The sequence below is a fragment of the Campylobacter sp. RM16187 genome (assembly GCF_025319965.1).
Classification (GTDB): domain Bacteria; phylum Campylobacterota; class Campylobacteria; order Campylobacterales; family Campylobacteraceae; genus Campylobacter_A.
The window spans coordinates 1,900,863-1,917,415 of sequence record NZ_CP012549.1 but is presented as its reverse complement, the minus strand read 5'-3'; the positions used below and the strand labels follow the sequence as shown (position 1 = coordinate 1,917,415).

The 16,553-nt window shown below is 32.4% G+C and carries 19 protein-coding genes and 1 CRISPR repeat array; of the genes, 12 read left to right on the top strand and 7 right to left on the bottom strand.

Annotated elements, in window-relative coordinates; all coding sequences use genetic code 11:
- The first annotated feature begins 18 nt into the window (after positions 1 to 18).
- Positions 19 to 585, top strand: a complete 567-nt coding sequence (locus CDOMF_RS10215; protein WP_442863511.1) for a LemA family protein — start codon at positions 19 to 21, stop codon at positions 583 to 585.
- An 81-nt stretch (positions 586 to 666) separates the two neighbouring features.
- Here the strand turns inward: CDOMF_RS10215 and CDOMF_RS10210 are convergent, their stop codons facing one another.
- From CDOMF_RS10210 to moaC, 3 genes are read right to left on the bottom strand one after another with little or no spacing between them, the layout of a single operon-like run.
- Entirely contained in the window at positions 667 to 1,953 is a 1,287-nt protein-coding gene (locus CDOMF_RS10210) for an apolipoprotein A1/A4/E family protein (RefSeq protein ID WP_260951876.1), read from the bottom strand.
- Between the two features lie 8 nt (positions 1,954 to 1,961).
- Positions 1,962 to 2,225, bottom strand: a complete 264-nt coding sequence (locus CDOMF_RS10205) for an HP0495 family protein (protein ID WP_260951875.1) — start codon at positions 2,223 to 2,225, stop codon at positions 1,962 to 1,964.
- Entirely contained in the window at positions 2,200 to 2,673 is a 474-nt protein-coding gene (moaC, locus tag CDOMF_RS10200; protein WP_260951874.1) for a cyclic pyranopterin monophosphate synthase MoaC, read from the bottom strand. Before moaC ends, CDOMF_RS10205 begins: the two co-directional genes overlap by 26 nt.
- 229 nt (positions 2,674 to 2,902) lie before the next feature.
- Between moaC and CDOMF_RS10195 the strand changes: the two genes are divergently transcribed.
- The 11 genes from CDOMF_RS10195 to CDOMF_RS10145 all read left to right on the top strand — a co-directional run bounded on the left by CDOMF_RS10195 (position 2,903) and on the right by CDOMF_RS10145 (position 13,804).
- A complete protein-coding gene (locus CDOMF_RS10195) occupies positions 2,903 to 3,595 on the top strand; it encodes a CRISPR-associated endoribonuclease Cas6 (protein ID WP_260951873.1) in 693 nt (230 codons plus the stop codon).
- A gap of 161 nt (positions 3,596 to 3,756) precedes the next feature.
- Positions 3,757 to 5,178, top strand: coding sequence for a TM1802 family CRISPR-associated protein (locus CDOMF_RS10190; RefSeq protein ID WP_260951872.1), 1,422 nt, complete (start codon positions 3,757 to 3,759; stop codon positions 5,176 to 5,178).
- On the top strand, positions 5,162 to 5,575 hold the full coding sequence (locus tag CDOMF_RS10185) for a hypothetical protein (RefSeq protein ID WP_260951871.1): 414 nt from the start codon (positions 5,162 to 5,164) through the stop codon (positions 5,573 to 5,575). The genes CDOMF_RS10190 and CDOMF_RS10185 overlap by 17 nt, the downstream gene beginning before the upstream one ends.
- A 1-nt stretch (position 5,576) precedes the next feature.
- Entirely contained in the window at positions 5,577 to 6,452 is an 876-nt protein-coding gene (gene cas7b / locus CDOMF_RS10180) for a type I-B CRISPR-associated protein Cas7/Csh2 (RefSeq protein WP_260951870.1), read from the top strand.
- Positions 6,452 to 7,192: a CRISPR-associated protein Cas5 gene (cas5, locus tag CDOMF_RS10175; RefSeq protein ID WP_260951869.1), complete on the top strand. Its 741-nt coding sequence runs from the start codon at positions 6,452 to 6,454 to the stop codon at positions 7,190 to 7,192. The genes cas7b and cas5 overlap by 1 nt, the downstream gene beginning before the upstream one ends.
- The gene (gene cas3, locus CDOMF_RS10170; protein ID WP_260951868.1) at positions 7,192 to 9,447 is read left to right on the top strand and encodes a CRISPR-associated helicase Cas3'; all 2,256 of its coding nucleotides are present in this window, start codon (positions 7,192 to 7,194) and stop codon (positions 9,445 to 9,447) included. The genes cas5 and cas3 overlap by 1 nt, the downstream gene beginning before the upstream one ends.
- Positions 9,447 to 9,944: a CRISPR-associated protein Cas4 gene (gene cas4 / locus CDOMF_RS10165; RefSeq protein WP_260951867.1), complete on the top strand. Its 498-nt coding sequence runs from the start codon at positions 9,447 to 9,449 to the stop codon at positions 9,942 to 9,944. Before cas3 ends, cas4 begins: the two co-directional genes overlap by 1 nt.
- Positions 9,945 to 9,952: 8 nt before the next feature.
- On the top strand, positions 9,953 to 10,231 hold the full coding sequence (gene cas2, locus CDOMF_RS10160; protein WP_260951866.1) for a CRISPR-associated endonuclease Cas2: 279 nt from the start codon (positions 9,953 to 9,955) through the stop codon (positions 10,229 to 10,231).
- An 8-nt stretch (positions 10,232 to 10,239) separates the two neighbouring features.
- Entirely contained in the window at positions 10,240 to 11,238 is a 999-nt protein-coding gene (gene cas1, locus CDOMF_RS10155; protein ID WP_260951865.1) for a CRISPR-associated endonuclease Cas1, read from the top strand.
- A gap of 137 nt (positions 11,239 to 11,375) precedes the next feature.
- Positions 11,376 to 11,979: a CRISPR direct-repeat array (repeat unit 29 nt; unit sequence GTTAGAATTTGCCTTTTAGGCTTTGAAAC).
- Positions 11,980 to 12,340: 361 nt separating this feature from the next.
- On the top strand, positions 12,341 to 13,078 hold the full coding sequence (locus CDOMF_RS10150; RefSeq protein WP_169975696.1) for a hydroxymethylpyrimidine/phosphomethylpyrimidine kinase: 738 nt from the start codon (positions 12,341 to 12,343) through the stop codon (positions 13,076 to 13,078).
- A gap of 111 nt (positions 13,079 to 13,189) precedes the next feature.
- On the top strand, positions 13,190 to 13,804 hold the full coding sequence (locus CDOMF_RS10145; RefSeq protein WP_260951864.1) for a class I SAM-dependent methyltransferase: 615 nt from the start codon (positions 13,190 to 13,192) through the stop codon (positions 13,802 to 13,804).
- Here the strand turns inward: CDOMF_RS10145 and CDOMF_RS10140 are convergent.
- From CDOMF_RS10140 to CDOMF_RS10125, 4 genes are all read right to left on the bottom strand, one after another.
- Positions 13,797 to 14,222 carry an RDD family protein gene (locus CDOMF_RS10140; protein WP_260953183.1) on the bottom strand — a complete coding sequence of 142 codons (426 nt, stop codon included), beginning with the start codon at positions 14,220 to 14,222 and terminating at the stop codon, positions 13,797 to 13,799. The genes CDOMF_RS10145 and CDOMF_RS10140 overlap by 8 nt on opposite strands.
- Before the next feature lie 77 nt (positions 14,223 to 14,299).
- A complete protein-coding gene (pyrE, locus tag CDOMF_RS10135) occupies positions 14,300 to 14,908 on the bottom strand; it encodes an orotate phosphoribosyltransferase (protein WP_260953182.1) in 609 nt (202 codons plus the stop codon).
- Positions 14,909 to 15,031: 123 nt separating this feature from the next.
- The gene (gene frr / locus CDOMF_RS10130; protein ID WP_260951863.1) at positions 15,032 to 15,589 is read right to left on the bottom strand and encodes a ribosome recycling factor; all 558 of its coding nucleotides are present in this window, start codon (positions 15,587 to 15,589) and stop codon (positions 15,032 to 15,034) included.
- Complete coding sequence (locus CDOMF_RS10125) at positions 15,579 to 16,550, bottom strand: polysaccharide deacetylase family protein (RefSeq protein ID WP_260951862.1); 972 nt, start codon at positions 16,548 to 16,550, stop codon at positions 15,579 to 15,581. Before CDOMF_RS10125 ends, frr begins: the two co-directional genes overlap by 11 nt.
- Between the last annotated feature and the right edge of the window lie 3 nt (positions 16,551 to 16,553).

The following is a 16,553-nucleotide window of genomic DNA, read 5'->3' as shown; positions in this document are numbered from 1 at the left end:
GTATTTTAAAGGGTTGTAATGGGAAATTTTATGTGGTTATTGATCTTTGTTGCTATTTTAGCCGTTTATGCAATAATTATTTATAACTCATTAATTTCCAAAAAAAATCAAGTGGCAAATATTGAGGCTGGAATTGATGTTCAACTAAAGCGCAGATATGATTTGCTTCCAAATTTAGTGGCTACTGCAAATCAATATTTGATTCACGAAAGAGAGCTTTTAGAAAAGATCACAGAGCTGAGGTCTAAAGCTAAAAATGCAAAAACTCAACAAGAAAAATTTGATTTAAATGCTAAAATTTCAAATTTATTGCCAAACATTCAGCTTATGCTTGAAGCTTACCCTGAGCTAAAAGCAAATGAGAATTTGCTCTACTTACAAGAGAGTTTAAATGAAGTAGAAGAACAAATTTCAGCTGCCAGGAGAGCGTATAATTCGGCAGTTGAGATATATAATAATGCCGTTGAGATGTTTCCTTCGAATTTAGTCGCAAGTCTTATTGGATTTCAGAAAGTTAAATTTTTTGATATTCCTTGGACTGAATCCAAGAATCACGATGTAGGTGAACTCTTTAAGCGCAGCTAGTGATCAAATTACTTCATAATTCAGTATTTTGTTTTATTTGTTATTTTTTTGCAGAATATAATCTCTAAAAATATGGGCTAATTAGTTTAGCCCATTCTTGTCATCATCTTTGATACCTATTTTTTCTTTTGTATTTTTTATGAAATTTTCAGCAGCTTTATAAAATTTTTCTCCTAGTTCTTTTGACTTGCTTTTTAAATTTTCTCCTAAATTACTGCTTAAATTTTCCATCTTTTCACCAGCTTTTTTCTCAAATTCATCTATCTCTTTTTTAAGTGATTCCAGCTTTTTACTGGCATCAAAATTCTCTTTTAGCTTCTCGCTTTTTTCATCAAGTTCGCGTTTAAGCTCTTCAAATTTCATAGTTGCTGTTTTGACAAATTTGTTGATATTTTCGTTTGTTTTAAGCTCTTCTAGCCTAATGTTTAATTGTTCGCTTAGCTCGTTTTGAATACGTTTAAATTTCGCATAGTAGCTATCAAGAGAATCTTCTAAAATATCGTTTATTATGCTCGCTGATGGCTCTTCGGTCTGTGCCATTAAGTCTTTTAGCATCTGAATAAAGTCCTCTTCTATTCCTATTAAATCTTTAACAGAATTTACTAAAATTTGGCTATCCGGAGCAAATTTCATATCGTCTTTAAATTTTTCAATAGACTTTGTAACCCCGTCTTTTGAGCCTACGATAGCTCCATATATCAGATCTTTGGCAAACAGATGATCCTCGTTTGCTATTACCGTCGCAGTTTCTATAACACTTCCTGAAATTTCTAAAAATCTTTGTTTGTTAAAATTTCCTTCATTTATTGCGCCGTAAACGATGTTTTTGGCTATTTCCGTAGCGGTATCTCTTACATCTTCTCCCTTTTCTATCGTCGTTAAAAAAGCGGTTTCTGTTGTTTCTTTCAATATCTCAAGCATTTGCAGATCAAGGAACATCGCATCATTTATTTTGCCTATTATCTCGTTTTTGTTTTCAAAATCGCTGTCTTGGATATAGTTCTCGACTGCTTCAAGAGAGCTTTTTATGCTATCTTTTATATCGTTTTTTTGGTTTAAAATTTGCTTTTCTACCTGTTCTTTTTCGTAAATAAGCCTATATAAAAACTGTTCTTTTGATTCTGTAGAGGCATCTATAAGTCCGTCTATAAGGTTTGATATACTTTTTGCATTTAGTAAATTTTCACTTTTTAAGATTTGGCACATATCTGAAAAAGTATGTAAAAGCTCTTGATTTAGCTCTTTTTGACATTTGATATCTTTGAATTTTTTCTTGCCAAGATCGAAAGCAAGCTCTCTAATCAAAACTAAAATTTGAGGATTATCTTTGTTTTCCGCGATTGTATGTAAAAAAATCTTATTTTGCATAATATCTCCTATAATACGTATTTTGAAACATGCCTTAAGGCCGAAAATAGCTCTAAGCGCTCCTCGTTGGAATTGACTATAACACTTAGATTGTAGCTTGTATATTTGCCCTCTTTGCTTGATTTTGAGACAACTAACTTATGCTCTCTGTCACCTACAATATCAAGCACGATTTTATGTACATTTTGATCTTTTTCAAATATTACTTTATATTCCCAAAAATTTGGATATTCTATCTTTGGCTCTTTATTTAACTCGCAAATATTCGCCACTCTTACCTCCGCTTTTACTTTCAAGCATTATGTCTGTTATCTGCATGGTTTTATCAATAGCCTTTATCATGTCGTAAATAGTTAAAAGGCCTATGCTAACTCCGGTTAGCGCCTCCATCTCCACGCCTGTTTTGCCGTCTATCTTGACGCTTACTATGAGTTTAAATGCGGTAATTTCCGGGATTTCTACTATATCGCAATCTATACCGCTTATTAGTAGAGGATGGCACATCGGGATTAGTTCGCTTGTCTTTTTTGCTCCTGTTATTGCCGCTACTACTGCTGTTTGCAATACAGGACCCTTTTTGCCGGTATTTTCTTTGATAGCATTGAATGCAGCTTCGCTCATTTTGATTATTCCGCTTGCTACAGCTATTCTCGTAGTTATCGATTTTTCACTTACATCTACCATTTTTGGACGATTTTTTTCATCTATATGTGTTAGCATTTACTTCCTTTAATGTTTTAAAAGATTATATCAGAAAAAGTTTAAGGAGAAAAAATACGCCCCTAAAATAAGGAGCGTATTTGAGTTGTTACAAAAAGGAGGTTTTTCTTGTCGGACAATGAAATCATATCTTAGGGGGTTAAATTTTAACTCAACTTAAAGTTAATAATTTAAAAATTTATCTAATATAATCTATAATTTATAGCGTTAAAAATTTAAAGGATCAAGTATGCTTATTATAAATTCTAAACTTCCTACTACAAATATTAAGGTTGCAAAAATTTTGCCAGAGCTTATACAAGGCTTCATATATCATAACTTACCAGAAAGCGAGCATATCGGATATAGACATAAAAAGACAGGCAAAATATTTAAAAAAACAAATTTTGATTTTAGTTTGAGAGGTTTAAATTTACGGATAAGATTTACCTCGTATGAGCCAAAATTTGAAGAGCTTATTGCCATGGAAATTTTAAAAAACGGTCTTAAGCTAGGCGAAATTTATCTGCTAGACACTAACATATCAATATCATCTCATAGAGTTAATGAGCTAGAAGGTAAGAGCGTTTTGTTAAAAGGTTATGCGGCTTGCGCTATACAAGGACTTTTGGGCTATAAAATTTATCTTGAGCCACAGGATTCAAGACATCTTGAAATGATGAAAACTAATGCATTGCAGAGATTTGAGACTATAAAAGGATATGAATATGACGGCGAATTTGAGCTTATTTTGAAATGGCAAAACCTTTATAAACCTGTTTTATTTTATTATGGTAATAATAATGCGCCAATGCGTGCATGGCAGGCTATATGGGAAATAAAGGCTAGTAGCGAGATGATAAATTTGATACTTGATACAGGTGTTGGAAGCGGGTGCATGAGCGTTGGCACCGGATTTTTGGAGATTGTAAAAGAAAATTAATTAATTAAATTACACATCAATAATTTCAAACCCTAAAAGAGTAAAATTTTCTTTTACGGTAGAAATAATATCATAATTTTCTTAAATTACAAAGCAATATAAGATATTTTTAATATATAAAGATGTAAAATTATTCTAAAATATTTCAGGATAATGAATTTATGGGACTGGCGCATAAACTTTATAAAATCGGTATTTTAATAGATGATGACAAAATCAAAGATATGATCAAAAATCATAATTTTAAGGAGAGTGAATATACAACTTTGGTTGTTGATTTTAAAATACAAGATGGTAAATTAATAGATAAACCGATTATTTCTACGTCATCTTTAGATAATCTAAAAACATTTTTTACTAAAAAAATCGGAGGCACTAGTAATTCATATTATCTATATCCAAATTATGAGTATCAGGATGAAAGCGACCTATATAAAAAATTTCAAGCCATCTCTCATACTATAAAAAATTCTATTATGATTTATGCGAATGATAACAATATTGCTTTAGCAAAAATTGTATTTGAATATATAAATAATTACAAAGTTGATGAGCTTGACTTAAAATCATATCAAAAAAATGATTATTTTCTTGTTTTATTAATAAATGGCAAGACTTTTTATGAGCTTATGCCCGAAGTTTTAAAAAACTATATAGATGAGTTTGTGGAGCCTCATATAAAAGATAAAAATGATAAACCTTTTTTTAAAGAGCAGATAGACATTATCAGTGGAAAAAAAGAACTATGCGGGTATAGCCCAAATATAAAATTTTTTACTATGGATAATTACGATGATATTTTTAAAGTGCAAATGATAGATAAAATGCCTATGTCAAAAGATACTGCAAAGGCCATAAAAAAAGGCTGGATGTTTGCTGTAAATAATCTCAAATTTTACTATAAAGGGCTGGAGTATATAATAATTCCATCAATGTTAAATTTTGATAAAGAAGTTTTCAATGATATGTTATATTCCTTGAAAGAATCTAAAAATAACTTAGAAAGCTTTGCTTCTAGAGAAGAGAGTTTTATCTGGTCACTTGAAGATCAAGTAGAAAAAGTTATGTATATAGATAACCTAACACTTGATATACTGTTTACTAAAGTTAATATTACAAATTTATCTGTTCAGATATTTTCTACACTAGAAGACATAATACCTAGCAGAATAAGACAAGTGGCAAATTTAATGAAAGATAATTATATAAGTGATAGTTTATACGTAGTGAAAAATGAAGATCAAAATATAAAATACACGTATTTGAGAGATTGTTTTAGAAATATTGAGCAGTTTAAAAACAGTAATGGTTTAAAGGGATTAGAAAATAAAATTTTTCAGGAAAGAATTTATTTGGCAAAGCTGCTTTTGGGCTATTTAAAGATAGATTATTTAGAGCTTCTAAAGAGATTTGAGCACTTTAGAGAATTTGATGCAGCGAATAAAAAAAGAATGAATTCTGAAAAAAAAGATGTAAAAGACTGGATAGTATATCCAAGAAAATATGTTGAAAATGAGGATAAAATTTTAGAGTTTTTAAAAAAAATAGATGCGATAAAGGATAAAAATGGAACTTTTTTCTGAATATTTTGAAAAATTATTGGAACTACATCCTGATTATTTTGATAACGGATTAATTAAAGGAGCTTATTTAATAGGTGCTTACTCTAAAAGTATAATCAATAACTCTTTGTATTCGGAAGTTTCTAGTGGAAATAAGACTTTTGAAAAATGGCTTTCCAATCAAAAAATAATAGAGGTTAATTTAAAGAAAATTTTTAATAAAGCAAATGAATTTGAAAGAAAGTTAAGACTTGGTAACTTTAAAGATAGTAATTTGTCCCAGCTTGTTACTACACATTTCAATTATGATAAAAATACTAAAATATCTCAACAAGAGATTTCATATGCCTTTATTAGAGGCTTTAATGATTACGCAAAATTTAAAAGAGAAGCTAAAGAAATAAAAAAAGGAGAATAGTATGAGTGAGTTAGCAAAACATAGTGAAATTTTATTTTTGTGGGATGCGAAAATGACAAATCCCAATGGTGATATGCTAAATGATAATGCGCCAAGATATGATGAAAGCGATAGAAAGGCTGTAGTAAGTGATGTCAGGGTCAAAAGAACAATTAGAGATGATCTCCAAAATAGAAAAGAAAGAACTATTTTTGTAAATAATGCAGAGCAGGTACAATCTGCGGAGACTAGATTTGCAGAACTTAAAAATGCACTAAAGCTAAAAGATGATAAAGAAGTTTTTCTAAGCTGTATAGATAATAGACTTTTTGGTGGAGTTGCGCCCAAAAGCAATATCCAAATTATCGGAGCAGTGCAGTTTTCGTGGACAAAGTCTTTAAATGAAACCGAGACTATTTTATCCCAAGGAACAGGCGCTTTTGGAAAGGACAATAGCCAAAATAAGACTTTTAGAACAGATAATTATATTCCGTACGGATTGTTTGCTATGTATGGCACTATAAACTCGATAAATGCTAAAAAATCAAATGCTAGCGAAGATGATGTTGCTGATATGCTTGATTCTATGTGGCAAGGAACAAAGTTGCTAAATACCAGAAGTAAGGTCGGTCAAAAACCTAGAATGCTTATTAGAGTAATTTATAAAGATACTTATATGATAGGATTACTTGATGAGCTTGTAAGAATTGATAATGAAAATTCGCAACAGCTTCGTAGTTTTAATGAGTGTGAATTAAATTTTACAAATTTAATAAACTCACTAAGAAGCATGAGTGAAAAGATAGAAAAAGTTGTGATTTTTTATGATGAAACAGCAAAACAATATATTGATAATTTTAAAAATATAAGCATCAATTTAGAAGTTAAAGAATTATAATGTTCGCTTTTAAAGTTTGGGGAAAATTTGCTTGCTTCAAAGACCCCTTGGGTATTAGTCAAAATATTACTTTGCCTATTCCGCCAAAGACAGCTGTTTCAGGAATGCTTGCGGCTTTGCTTGGAGTAGAGGATTATTTAAACAATAGTAAGTTTTCAGGTTTTAAATACAGTGTAGTTTTAGGCAATTCAATCACAAAAAAGACTTTTTCACAAAATTATATAAACGATTACACCAAAAATACAAAAACTCATATTAATAATTTGCTTAAATTTAATATAGAAAAAATAGCAAATGGACTTAGGGATATAAAAGCTCCTCAAAAACCGATCAATAGGGAGCTGTTGATTAACCCCGGGTATATCATCTTTATTGATGAATTTGAGCTTGAAGCCGAGGCGATTCATAATCTTAAAAATAGAATTTGTAAATTTTCATTTTATCTTGGCAATAGTGAATTTGCCGGCAATTTTGAATTTTTAGAAATAAATAAATTTGACAATTTATATTTTGATGAGGTCAGCATAGACTCATTTTTATTGGAAAGCGATATAAAAAATATAGACTTTGAGGATGGTGTTTTATACTCGCCTTTAAGTTTTGCTACTGCTTTAGATGCCGACAGATCGCCCATCGCAAGTAAAAATTTGATTTTATCTAACAATAAAATAAGAGCTAAAAATATTGAAGCTTTTAAAATAACTTGTGGCGATAAAATTTATCATTGCAGATTTGTATAATGGAGATTTCCGATCAATTTAATTCTCATCCAAAAAAGCCATATAATTCGCATATTGGCAATATAAATAATAGTTTTGGCGATGATTTAGATCATATCGAGACAAGTTCTTATCACGACATAGCTAAACTTGCTGATAAATTTCAAACATACATTAATCTTGAAACAAAAGATTTTGAATCTAAAGAAGAATTTAAAAAGGCAAGAGAGAAGCTAAAGACAACACATACGCTAGAAAGCGCTTTTATATATTTTTTTGTTAAAGAAAACAAGAATATAAATTTCTTAGCTAATTTTTTTAGCATTTTAAAGCATCACTCCGACCTACCTGATATTCTAGAATTTATAAAAGGCTATCTATCTGTAATTAATTTTAAAGATAGCATCAATCAAAAAGTTCAGACATCTCAAGATATTTGTAAAATTGCTAAAATAGATGCAAATATTAATATTCGTAGTTTTATGAAATATTTTTTAGCGTTAGAAAGAAATTTTAAGCAATTTCAAAATTTAGACAACTTTTTTATTTTTAAAAAGCGATATTCACGATTAATTTTAGCAGATAAATTTGAAGCTATATTTTCTAAGCCATATAGTAATGTGGATATTTTAAGTAAAGAAAAAATTGATTTTTATTTGTATAAAATAAGTCAAATAATAAATGAAAAGCAGAAAAAAGATACGAATAATTACAAAACAAAAGCCAGAGAAGTAATCTTTAAAAATTTTAAAAACAATACTGAAAAAGACAAATTTTTAATCAAAGCCCCAACCGGTATCGGCAAGACATTTTTAGCTCTTAGTTTGGCCTTAGAAATTTCTAAAATAAAAGGTAATAAAAGGCGCATAATAACAGCCATTCCATTTACTTCTATAATAGATCAGACACATTATGTATATGAAAATGTGATAGGTAAAGATAGTGTTTTGAAATACCATCATCTGACAAAATATACACAAAAATCCATAAATTATAGCGAGGAAGATGAAAAAGAACAGTTTTCGCAAAAAATATTTTTAGCAGATATCTGGCAAGAAAATTTTATCGTGACTACTTTTAATCAATTATTTTATATATTTTTTTCGAATCACAATAGGGATAATTTAAAGCTTGAAACACTTAGGGATAGCGTTATAATAATAGACGAGATACAAAATATACCCAGAGTATTATTAAAGCCGATTTCTATCGCCTTTAATGAGTTTGCAAAGAGATACAACATTCACTTTATTATTATGTCGGCTACTATGCCGCATATTCAAGCCGAACTTGAAAATTTTACCGAGCTTTCTGTGCCAGAATTTTATAGTCAAAAGCAAGATAGATATAAACTTATTTATAGGTCAAATTTGAGTGATTTTGAAAATTTAAAAGATGAAATTTTAAAGAATAAAAATAGAAATGTTCTTTGTGTTGTTAATACTATTTTTAAGGCTAAAAAACTATACGAAATGATAAAAAAAGAAATTGAAAATAAGGCAAATATTTATCTTTTGACTACTCACCAAATTCCGCTTCATAGAATTGAGTTGATTAATGAGATTAGATTGAAGTTGTGCAATGATGAAGATAAGATTATTTTGATTTCAACACAACTTATAGAGGCTGGAGTTGATCTTAGCTTTGACGTTGGATTTCGTGAATTTGCCCCTTTTGGTGCTATTATTCAGACTGCAGGCAGAGTAAATCGAGAGGGGGTTAATAAAATCTCGGACGTTATTGTTTTTGATTATTTAGATAATATTTCACTTCCGTATCACAATACGGATTTGCAAGAGAAAAAAATGAAAGAAATTTTATCTAACAATATAAAAGAGAGCCAAATTTACGATATTTTAGAAGGATATTTTAATAATACGAAATATGAAACTACTAGTATAAATTTGCTAGATTATGCTAAAAATTTGGATTTTCAAACATTATTTACAAAATTTAACTGTAATTTTATGCCAAATCAGCCTTGGAAGGTGTCGCTTTTTATAGAGCAAGAAGAGGGGCAGTTTAATAAATTTTTAGAAAATAGAGAGACTATCTTGCAAGCATACGATGATAAATTTGAAGCTATTGCACGTATTAAAGATCTGGAAAAAGATCTGGGATTATATACTATATCGGTTAGTGAAAACTTAATTTTGCGAATAAAATGCAATATAAAAGAGATGTTTGGACGATATATTTTACCTCCAAGTGATTTTTATAACAAAAAAGATGGATTTTTGCCTGAATTAACTATTATCGAAGAGGCTTTTATGTAATGTTTAGCAAGGATCAAATAGCCGGTACTCTGGTCAATTATTATATTACCTGCAAGCGTGAAGCTTGGCTTTACGCACACCATATATATCCAGATCAAGAAGATGAAAATATGGCTTTAGGCAGAGTGATGGCAGAGATAAAAGAGCAGAATTTACAAGATTTTGCCTTTGCAAATCTAAAATTTGATAAACTTTCAAAAGAGCGCGGACACTATTTGGTAACCGAATACAAAAAGAGTTTAAAAAATCCGGAAGCGGGCAAGATGCAGCTTTTGTTTTATCTTTATGTTTTAAAAATTGGATTAAAACTAAAAGAGGTAAAAGGCAAACTAGTAAGTGGTAAAACCGTGTTTTTAGTGGATGCAAGCGAAGAAAATTTAAATATGATGAAAGAGATTTTAATAGATATAGAAAAACTTGTAAATATGCCAACTGCTCCAAAATTTGAGTATAAAAAGATATGCGATAATTGCGCATATAGAAATTATTGTATGTGAGATAAGCCTTGTATGTAATACTATTTTACGATATTATGGGTGTAGAGTCTAAAGAGAAAAACAATGCAAATCGCATAAGAAAAGCAGTGGAAAAATATCTTCCGCGTGTGCAGTTTTCTGTTTTTGAAGGCGAGATAAGGCAAAGTGATTTTAAGAAGCTAACTGCAATCTTGCAAAAAGAGTGCGTAAAAGAGCTTGATTCTATCATAATATATACATTTAACTCACTTAAATATTCAGATCGAATAGTTATCGGGCAGGATAAAAATCAATCACTTTTTAGCTAGGATAAAATATGCAAAAGAACGATAGAGCGCACTTTATTTTAAATTCCGGGCGATTAAGACGACAGGATAATAATATATATTTTGATAAATATGATGATGAAATGTCGGTTGTAGCGACTAAAATTTTGCCCATTAATGCCGTAGATGAAATTTATATACTGGCAAAAGTTGATATGGATAGCTATACTATGGCATTTTTGGCTGATAATAATGTGCTTTTGCATATATTTAGCCCTTATCAGAGCTTTCGTGGTAATTTTTTCCCAAATACTTCAAATTCGGTAAATAAAAGCGGATTTGTGCTTTTGCAGCAATTAAGATCTTTTGACGATGAAATTAAGAGAAGCTACATAGCTAGAGAGATAACAAGAGCTCATATTTTAAACGATGCACTTAACTGTAAAAGACACGGAGTAAAATTTGATACCAATCCCCATATATCAGCACTTGAAGTCGCTAAAACAATACCTGAAATAATGGCTGTTGAGGGTTCTTTTCAAAAGTTATATTATGAAGAGTGGAATGAAATAATATCTAATCAAAAGAGCTTTAAATTTACAGTCCGCTCCAAGCGCCCTCCGGCCGATAAGATAAATAGCTTTATAAGTTATGTAAATACGCGTATTTACAATGTGTGTTTGAGTGAAATTTATAAGACCGAGCTTGATCCTAGGATCGGCTTTCTGCACGAGCCAAACTATCGCTCTTTAAGCTTGCATTTGGATTTGGCTGAGATTTTTAAACCTATTCTGGGCGATACTCTAATATTTTCGATGTTGAATAAAAAAGAGATTACTGCAAAAGATTTTGAGACTAATGCAGGAAGAATAAAATTTACAAATGATGCAGTGCAAAAAATAGAGATGAAAATGATATCTAAACTAACGGACCAGATAGAAGTAGGAGGGCAAAAGCTTACATGGAGACAGATTATTCGCAGAGAAGCAAACCGGCTTAAAAAATGTATATGCGAAAATGCACCATACGAAGGTTTTGTATATAAATAAAGCTTTGCTTAAGATTTTTGAATACTCGTAATTTTGGGCTTTAAGTATTTTAGCAATATCAATTTTAATTTATTTATAAGGTAAATGCATATAGACTTTTATCTACAAACTGCCTTGCAGTTTTATATTTGAGTGCTGTTAGAATTTGCCTTTTAGGCTTTGAAACATGTTGCCAGGCTATAACAATGATAACTTATATAGTTAGAATTTGCCTTTTAGGCTTTGAAACTACAACATTTAAAGATGTTTCTTTTTTACCTTATGGGTTAGAATTTGCCTTTTAGGCTTTGAAACCTAAAAACTTCTGTAGATTTTTGAGGGTCAGCATGTTAGAATTTGCCTTTTAGGCTTTGAAACTTCTTTCTTTTATCTTTAGCGAACCATTCTAAACTAGTTAGAATTTGCCTTTTAGGCTTTGAAACTATTTATATCTAGCTACTGCTATAGCTGGTTTGTTAGAATTTGCCTTTTAGGCTTTGAAACTATCCTAGTTTTTCCTCTAGTTCATCTAATTCAAGTGTTAGAATTTGCCTTTTAGGCTTTGAAACTAAAAATACAATCACACAATAGGTGCGGTGTCATAGTTAGAATTTGCCTTTTAGGCTTTGAAACCCACGCAACCCAGCCAAACATTCTTACTGCTCGATAGTTAGAATTTGCCTTTTGGGCTTTGAAACACTTTTGCGTCCGGCTGATAGCTGGTGCCACTTTGGTTAGAATTTGCCTTTTAGGCTTTTACTGAATAGATAAAAATAAAAAACAATTTGGAGGTAATTAAAACATGACTTTAAAAGAAGTGAGTGAAATAACACAAATACCTTATTCAACTTTGGCATATTGGAATAGATGTAGCGACTATAAAAAGAGCCTCATAAATTTTCTAAAAGCTAGTGATAGATCAGTACTTTTAATGTATTTTCAAGAAAAATCGCACTCTAAAAAAGGTGCTAAAATTTCTATTTATAATTTTATTTTTTGAATTATCATTGTTTTTAAATAGAAAATTTATGTATCGGATAAAACTTGACATATTTGAGATTTTATATATATTTTAAATTTTATTCATATAATATTATTTTAATTTGCTATCCAAAGGTATTAGATGAAAAAAATTTTAATCATCGCAGGCTCTTGCAGCAATGGTGGAGCTGGAATTCAAGCTGATATCAAGGCTTGCTCACATTTTGGTTGCTATTCAGCTACCGCAATCACAGCACTAACTGCTGAAAATTCCAATAAGATAAAGAATATAATTTCGCTTGATGCAAATTTTGTAAAAGATCAGCTTGATATGCTTAGTGCCGAGTTTGATTTTGATGCTGTTAAGATCGGTATGCTTTTTAATAAAGAGATAATGGATGTAGTGGAGAAATTTCTACATCACAATAAGGCTCCTGTAGTTTTAGATCCTGTATGTGTATCAAAGATGGGACATAGGCTAATTAAGGATAGCGCAATTGAGAAACTAAAGGAACTTATGCGATTTGCCACTGTGTCAACTCCGAATTTGCGTGAAGCTAAGGTGCTTTTTGGTGGTGATTTTTCAAATTTGCCTTGCGATACCGTAGTAAAAAAGCATATATTAGATAATAAAAGCATAGATATTCTGTATGGCAAAGACGGAAGTGTAAGTAGTTTTGAGACCCTTTTAGCCGATCCTTTGGTTATTATTGGGGCGGGATGCACTTTTTCTAGCTCATTGGCTTGTCTTTTAGCCCAAGGAAATAGTATAGAAGATGCTATTAAAAAGGCAAAAGAATATATTTATAATGCTATTATAAGTGGAGTTGATACAAAACTAGGCTCAAGAAAACTACTAAACCATGGAGCAAAAGCCTAATATTTGGCTTTTCTTTCAAAATAAATACACTTTTATTTTGAATATAGTTGATAAAGACTATTAATTTAAATTTTGGTTACGAAAAAGTATAATCCAAGCAAAGGATCTTTAATGCTAGATTTTATAACTAAAAAATTTTCTAAGCCGGAAGGCAGGTTCTCTGGACTATTTTTAAATCTTATGAACAAAGGACACAAAAAAGCTGAAATTTGGGCACTGTCTAAGATTGAGATAAAAGACGATATGTGCGTGCTTGATGTCGGTTGTGGAGGAGGGCTCAATCTCAAAAATATCGCAACCAAACTAAAAATCGGACAGGTTTTTGGTGTGGATTACTCTAAGGACTGCGTAGAATATAGTAAGAAATTTAACCAAGAAGCCGTTAGTGATGGTAAGATGCAGATACTGGAGGCCTCGGTTGAAAATTTGCCTTTTGAAAACGGTAAATTCGATATTATAACTGCCTTTGAGACGATATATTTTTGGCCTGATTTAAGGCAAAATTTAAAAGAGATATACAGAGTTTTAAAACATGGTGGCTCGTTTTATATATTCGCAGAATTGGCGCTAGATGAAAAAGCCAAAATTTGGGAGAAAATAGTACCAAACATGCGCGTTTGTTTGGCTGATGATCTTTTTGATATGTTAAAAGAAGCTGGATTTAACAAGACTCAAAATATCGCGCATGAAAACGGTAGATGGAATTTATACGTCGCGATTAAATAGATTGCTTTTTGCTAACGGCAGCGGAGTTTGTAAGTAGATCGTGTAAATTTAGCTTGTCTTTACGGAAAAAGCATAGGCAAATTCCAACCAAGCTAAAGCCTGCCAAAACAAAGCAGATGTAGCGAAGCAGAGCGTGAAAGAAGCCCAGTTTTTGTCCGTTTTTTAAATTTACAAGGTAGATATCTTGGCTTTTGTAGCCCGGAGTTTGCGCTTTGATGCTTTGAAAAAGGCAGATGATAACGCCGAATAAAAAATTCGTGATAAAGATCGCGAGCTGGTTGTTTTGAAACTCATTTTTGCCGTCTAAAACGGCATAAGTCGTGATGTAAAGAATCGGCATAAGTATGAAAAAAACATCGGTTATAAAGGCTTTTATGCGTGAAGGAATGCTTGCGATGACTGCTTTTTGCTTTGCCAAATTTTCTCCTGTTTTGATATGAAGTCCGTGCGGTTTAGTAGAGCTAAATTTATCCCTACCAAGCCCGCACGGAAATTTTAGTTGCCTCTGCTGCCGGGTTTTATGGCTATGATACCATCCTTGCATAGCGGGCAGTTTTGCGGTTCGTAAATTTCAAACTCAAAATTTCCAAGCGCAAATATCGGCAGATCGCTTGGTAGCTTGCAGCTTGGCTTACGCTCACTCTTTAAATTTGTTAACGGACAAAATCCTCGGTTGGCAAGTGCCGCAAACGCGACAACCTCTCCGCCAAGATCTTTTATGATGTTTGCCGCTTCAAGTGCGGAGCCGCCAGTGGTGATGATGTCTTCGCAGATGATAAATTTCTCGCCCTCATGCACCTCAAAGCCGCGACGCAGAGTCATCACGCGATCAACTCTTTCTGTAAATATAAATCTCTTTTTTGCTGCGCGAGCAAGCTCGTATCCTGCTAAAATTCCGCCTATCGCAGGCGAGCACACAGTGTCAAATTTTACCCCAGACTCAGCTATCACGCGAGCTAGATCATCGGCTAGTTTGCCCGCTATCATCGGATTTTCAAGCACTTTTGCGCTTTGCAGATAAAACCGCGAATGGTTGCCGCTCGTTAGCAGAAAATGCCCCTTAAGATAAGCGCCCGCCTCTTTATAAATTTGCTCTAAATTCATCATAAAAACCCCTTAAAAATTTAAGCAAAATCTTAGCAAATAAGCACTTAAGTTACAATAACAATTATTATATTGGATTGGTTTCAAAGGAGAGAATTTGCCCGTTAAATACGGGCAAATATCTTATATCTTAAGAAGTTCGGCCTCTTTTTCTTTTACTAAATTATCGATTTTAGTTGTGTATGTGTCGGTTATCTTTTGAACCTCGTCGTGAGCCTTTTTGCTCTCGTCTTCGGTTATGGCTTTGTCTTTTTCAAGTTTTTTGATCTCGTCGTTCGCGTCTTTTCTTATGTTTCTAACGCTTACTTTTGCTTTTTCGCCCATGGCTTTTGCATGTTTTGCGTTTTCTTGGCGTTGCTCAACCGTCATCGGAGGGAAAAATAGCTTCACGCTCTCGCCGTCGTTGTTAGGCGTAACACCGATGTTTGCCGCAGAGATCGCTGCTGTGATAGTTTTTAGCATAGATTTCTCCCATGGAGTTATGCTAATCGTGCTTGCGTCGCTTGTTAGCACGGTTGCAACTTGATTTAGCGGAGTTGCACTTCCGTAATAATCAACAAAGATGTTATCAACTATGCTTATATTTACTTTGCCTGTGCGAAGTGTTGAGAAATCGCGCTTAAGGCCGTCTATACATCTATCGCAAGACTCTTTTTGTTTGTTATAAATTTCATTCAGCATTTATGTCCTTTACTAGAATTTTTGTTGTGGTTTTGCCGTTTACTTTTAGGCTCATTCTTACTTTGTATCTGTCGATCGGCTCTTTAAATTTGACACTCATCGTGCCGTCTTGAAGCTTTACCTTTTTAGTTCCTCTACCTGTGGCTGAAAAATGTCCGAAAGAGGCGTTCTCTTCGGTTTTGATGATAACTTCGTCTATTTTATTGTTTTTGGGATAGTCTTTTGGCATAATCCAGTCGGCTTTTAGAAATTTGATCGCAAGAGCCGCCTTTAGATCGGTTCCGTCCATAAGCGGGGTTCTATCAAGCTCAAGCAGGTCGCTGCCTGTGCCAACTGCGCTTGAGTTTTGAGCTAGCAAGACTTCAAGCCCGTATTCTACGGACATATTTCTTATCTTATCGTTGTATTCTCCGTATGGATAGGCAAAGTATTTTGGTTTATATCCCATATGCTTTTCAAAAATTCTAATCCCGTCTTCAAAGTCGTACTTTAGTCTATCATGGCTAAGACCAACCATGTGAAGGTGCCCGTATGAGTGATAACCGATTTCACCGTATTTTGCCGCCTCTTTGATCTGCTCAAAGGTCATGAAGTCGCCGTATTTTTTAGCACTTGCCTCAACATATACCATCAAGGCAAACGGATATCCGTACTCGATAAATATCGGAAGCCCGTTTTCATAAAAGCTCTTGTATCCGTCATCTACCGTTAAAACTACCCATTTATCAGGAATTTCTTCGCCGTTTTTAAGCGCATCAACCAGTTTTGAAAGCGGCACGACCTCGTATCCGTTGTTTTTGAAAAAGTCAAACTGCTCTCTTAAATTTTCATTAGAGATATTTGTGCTTGGATGCCTTGGATCATTAAATCTGTGATAGTTAAATATATGCGCATCGGCCCAAAGAGAGCCTGCCGCAAGCAAAAACGCTAGGCAAAATTTTAAGCAGATATTTTTAAGCACTTT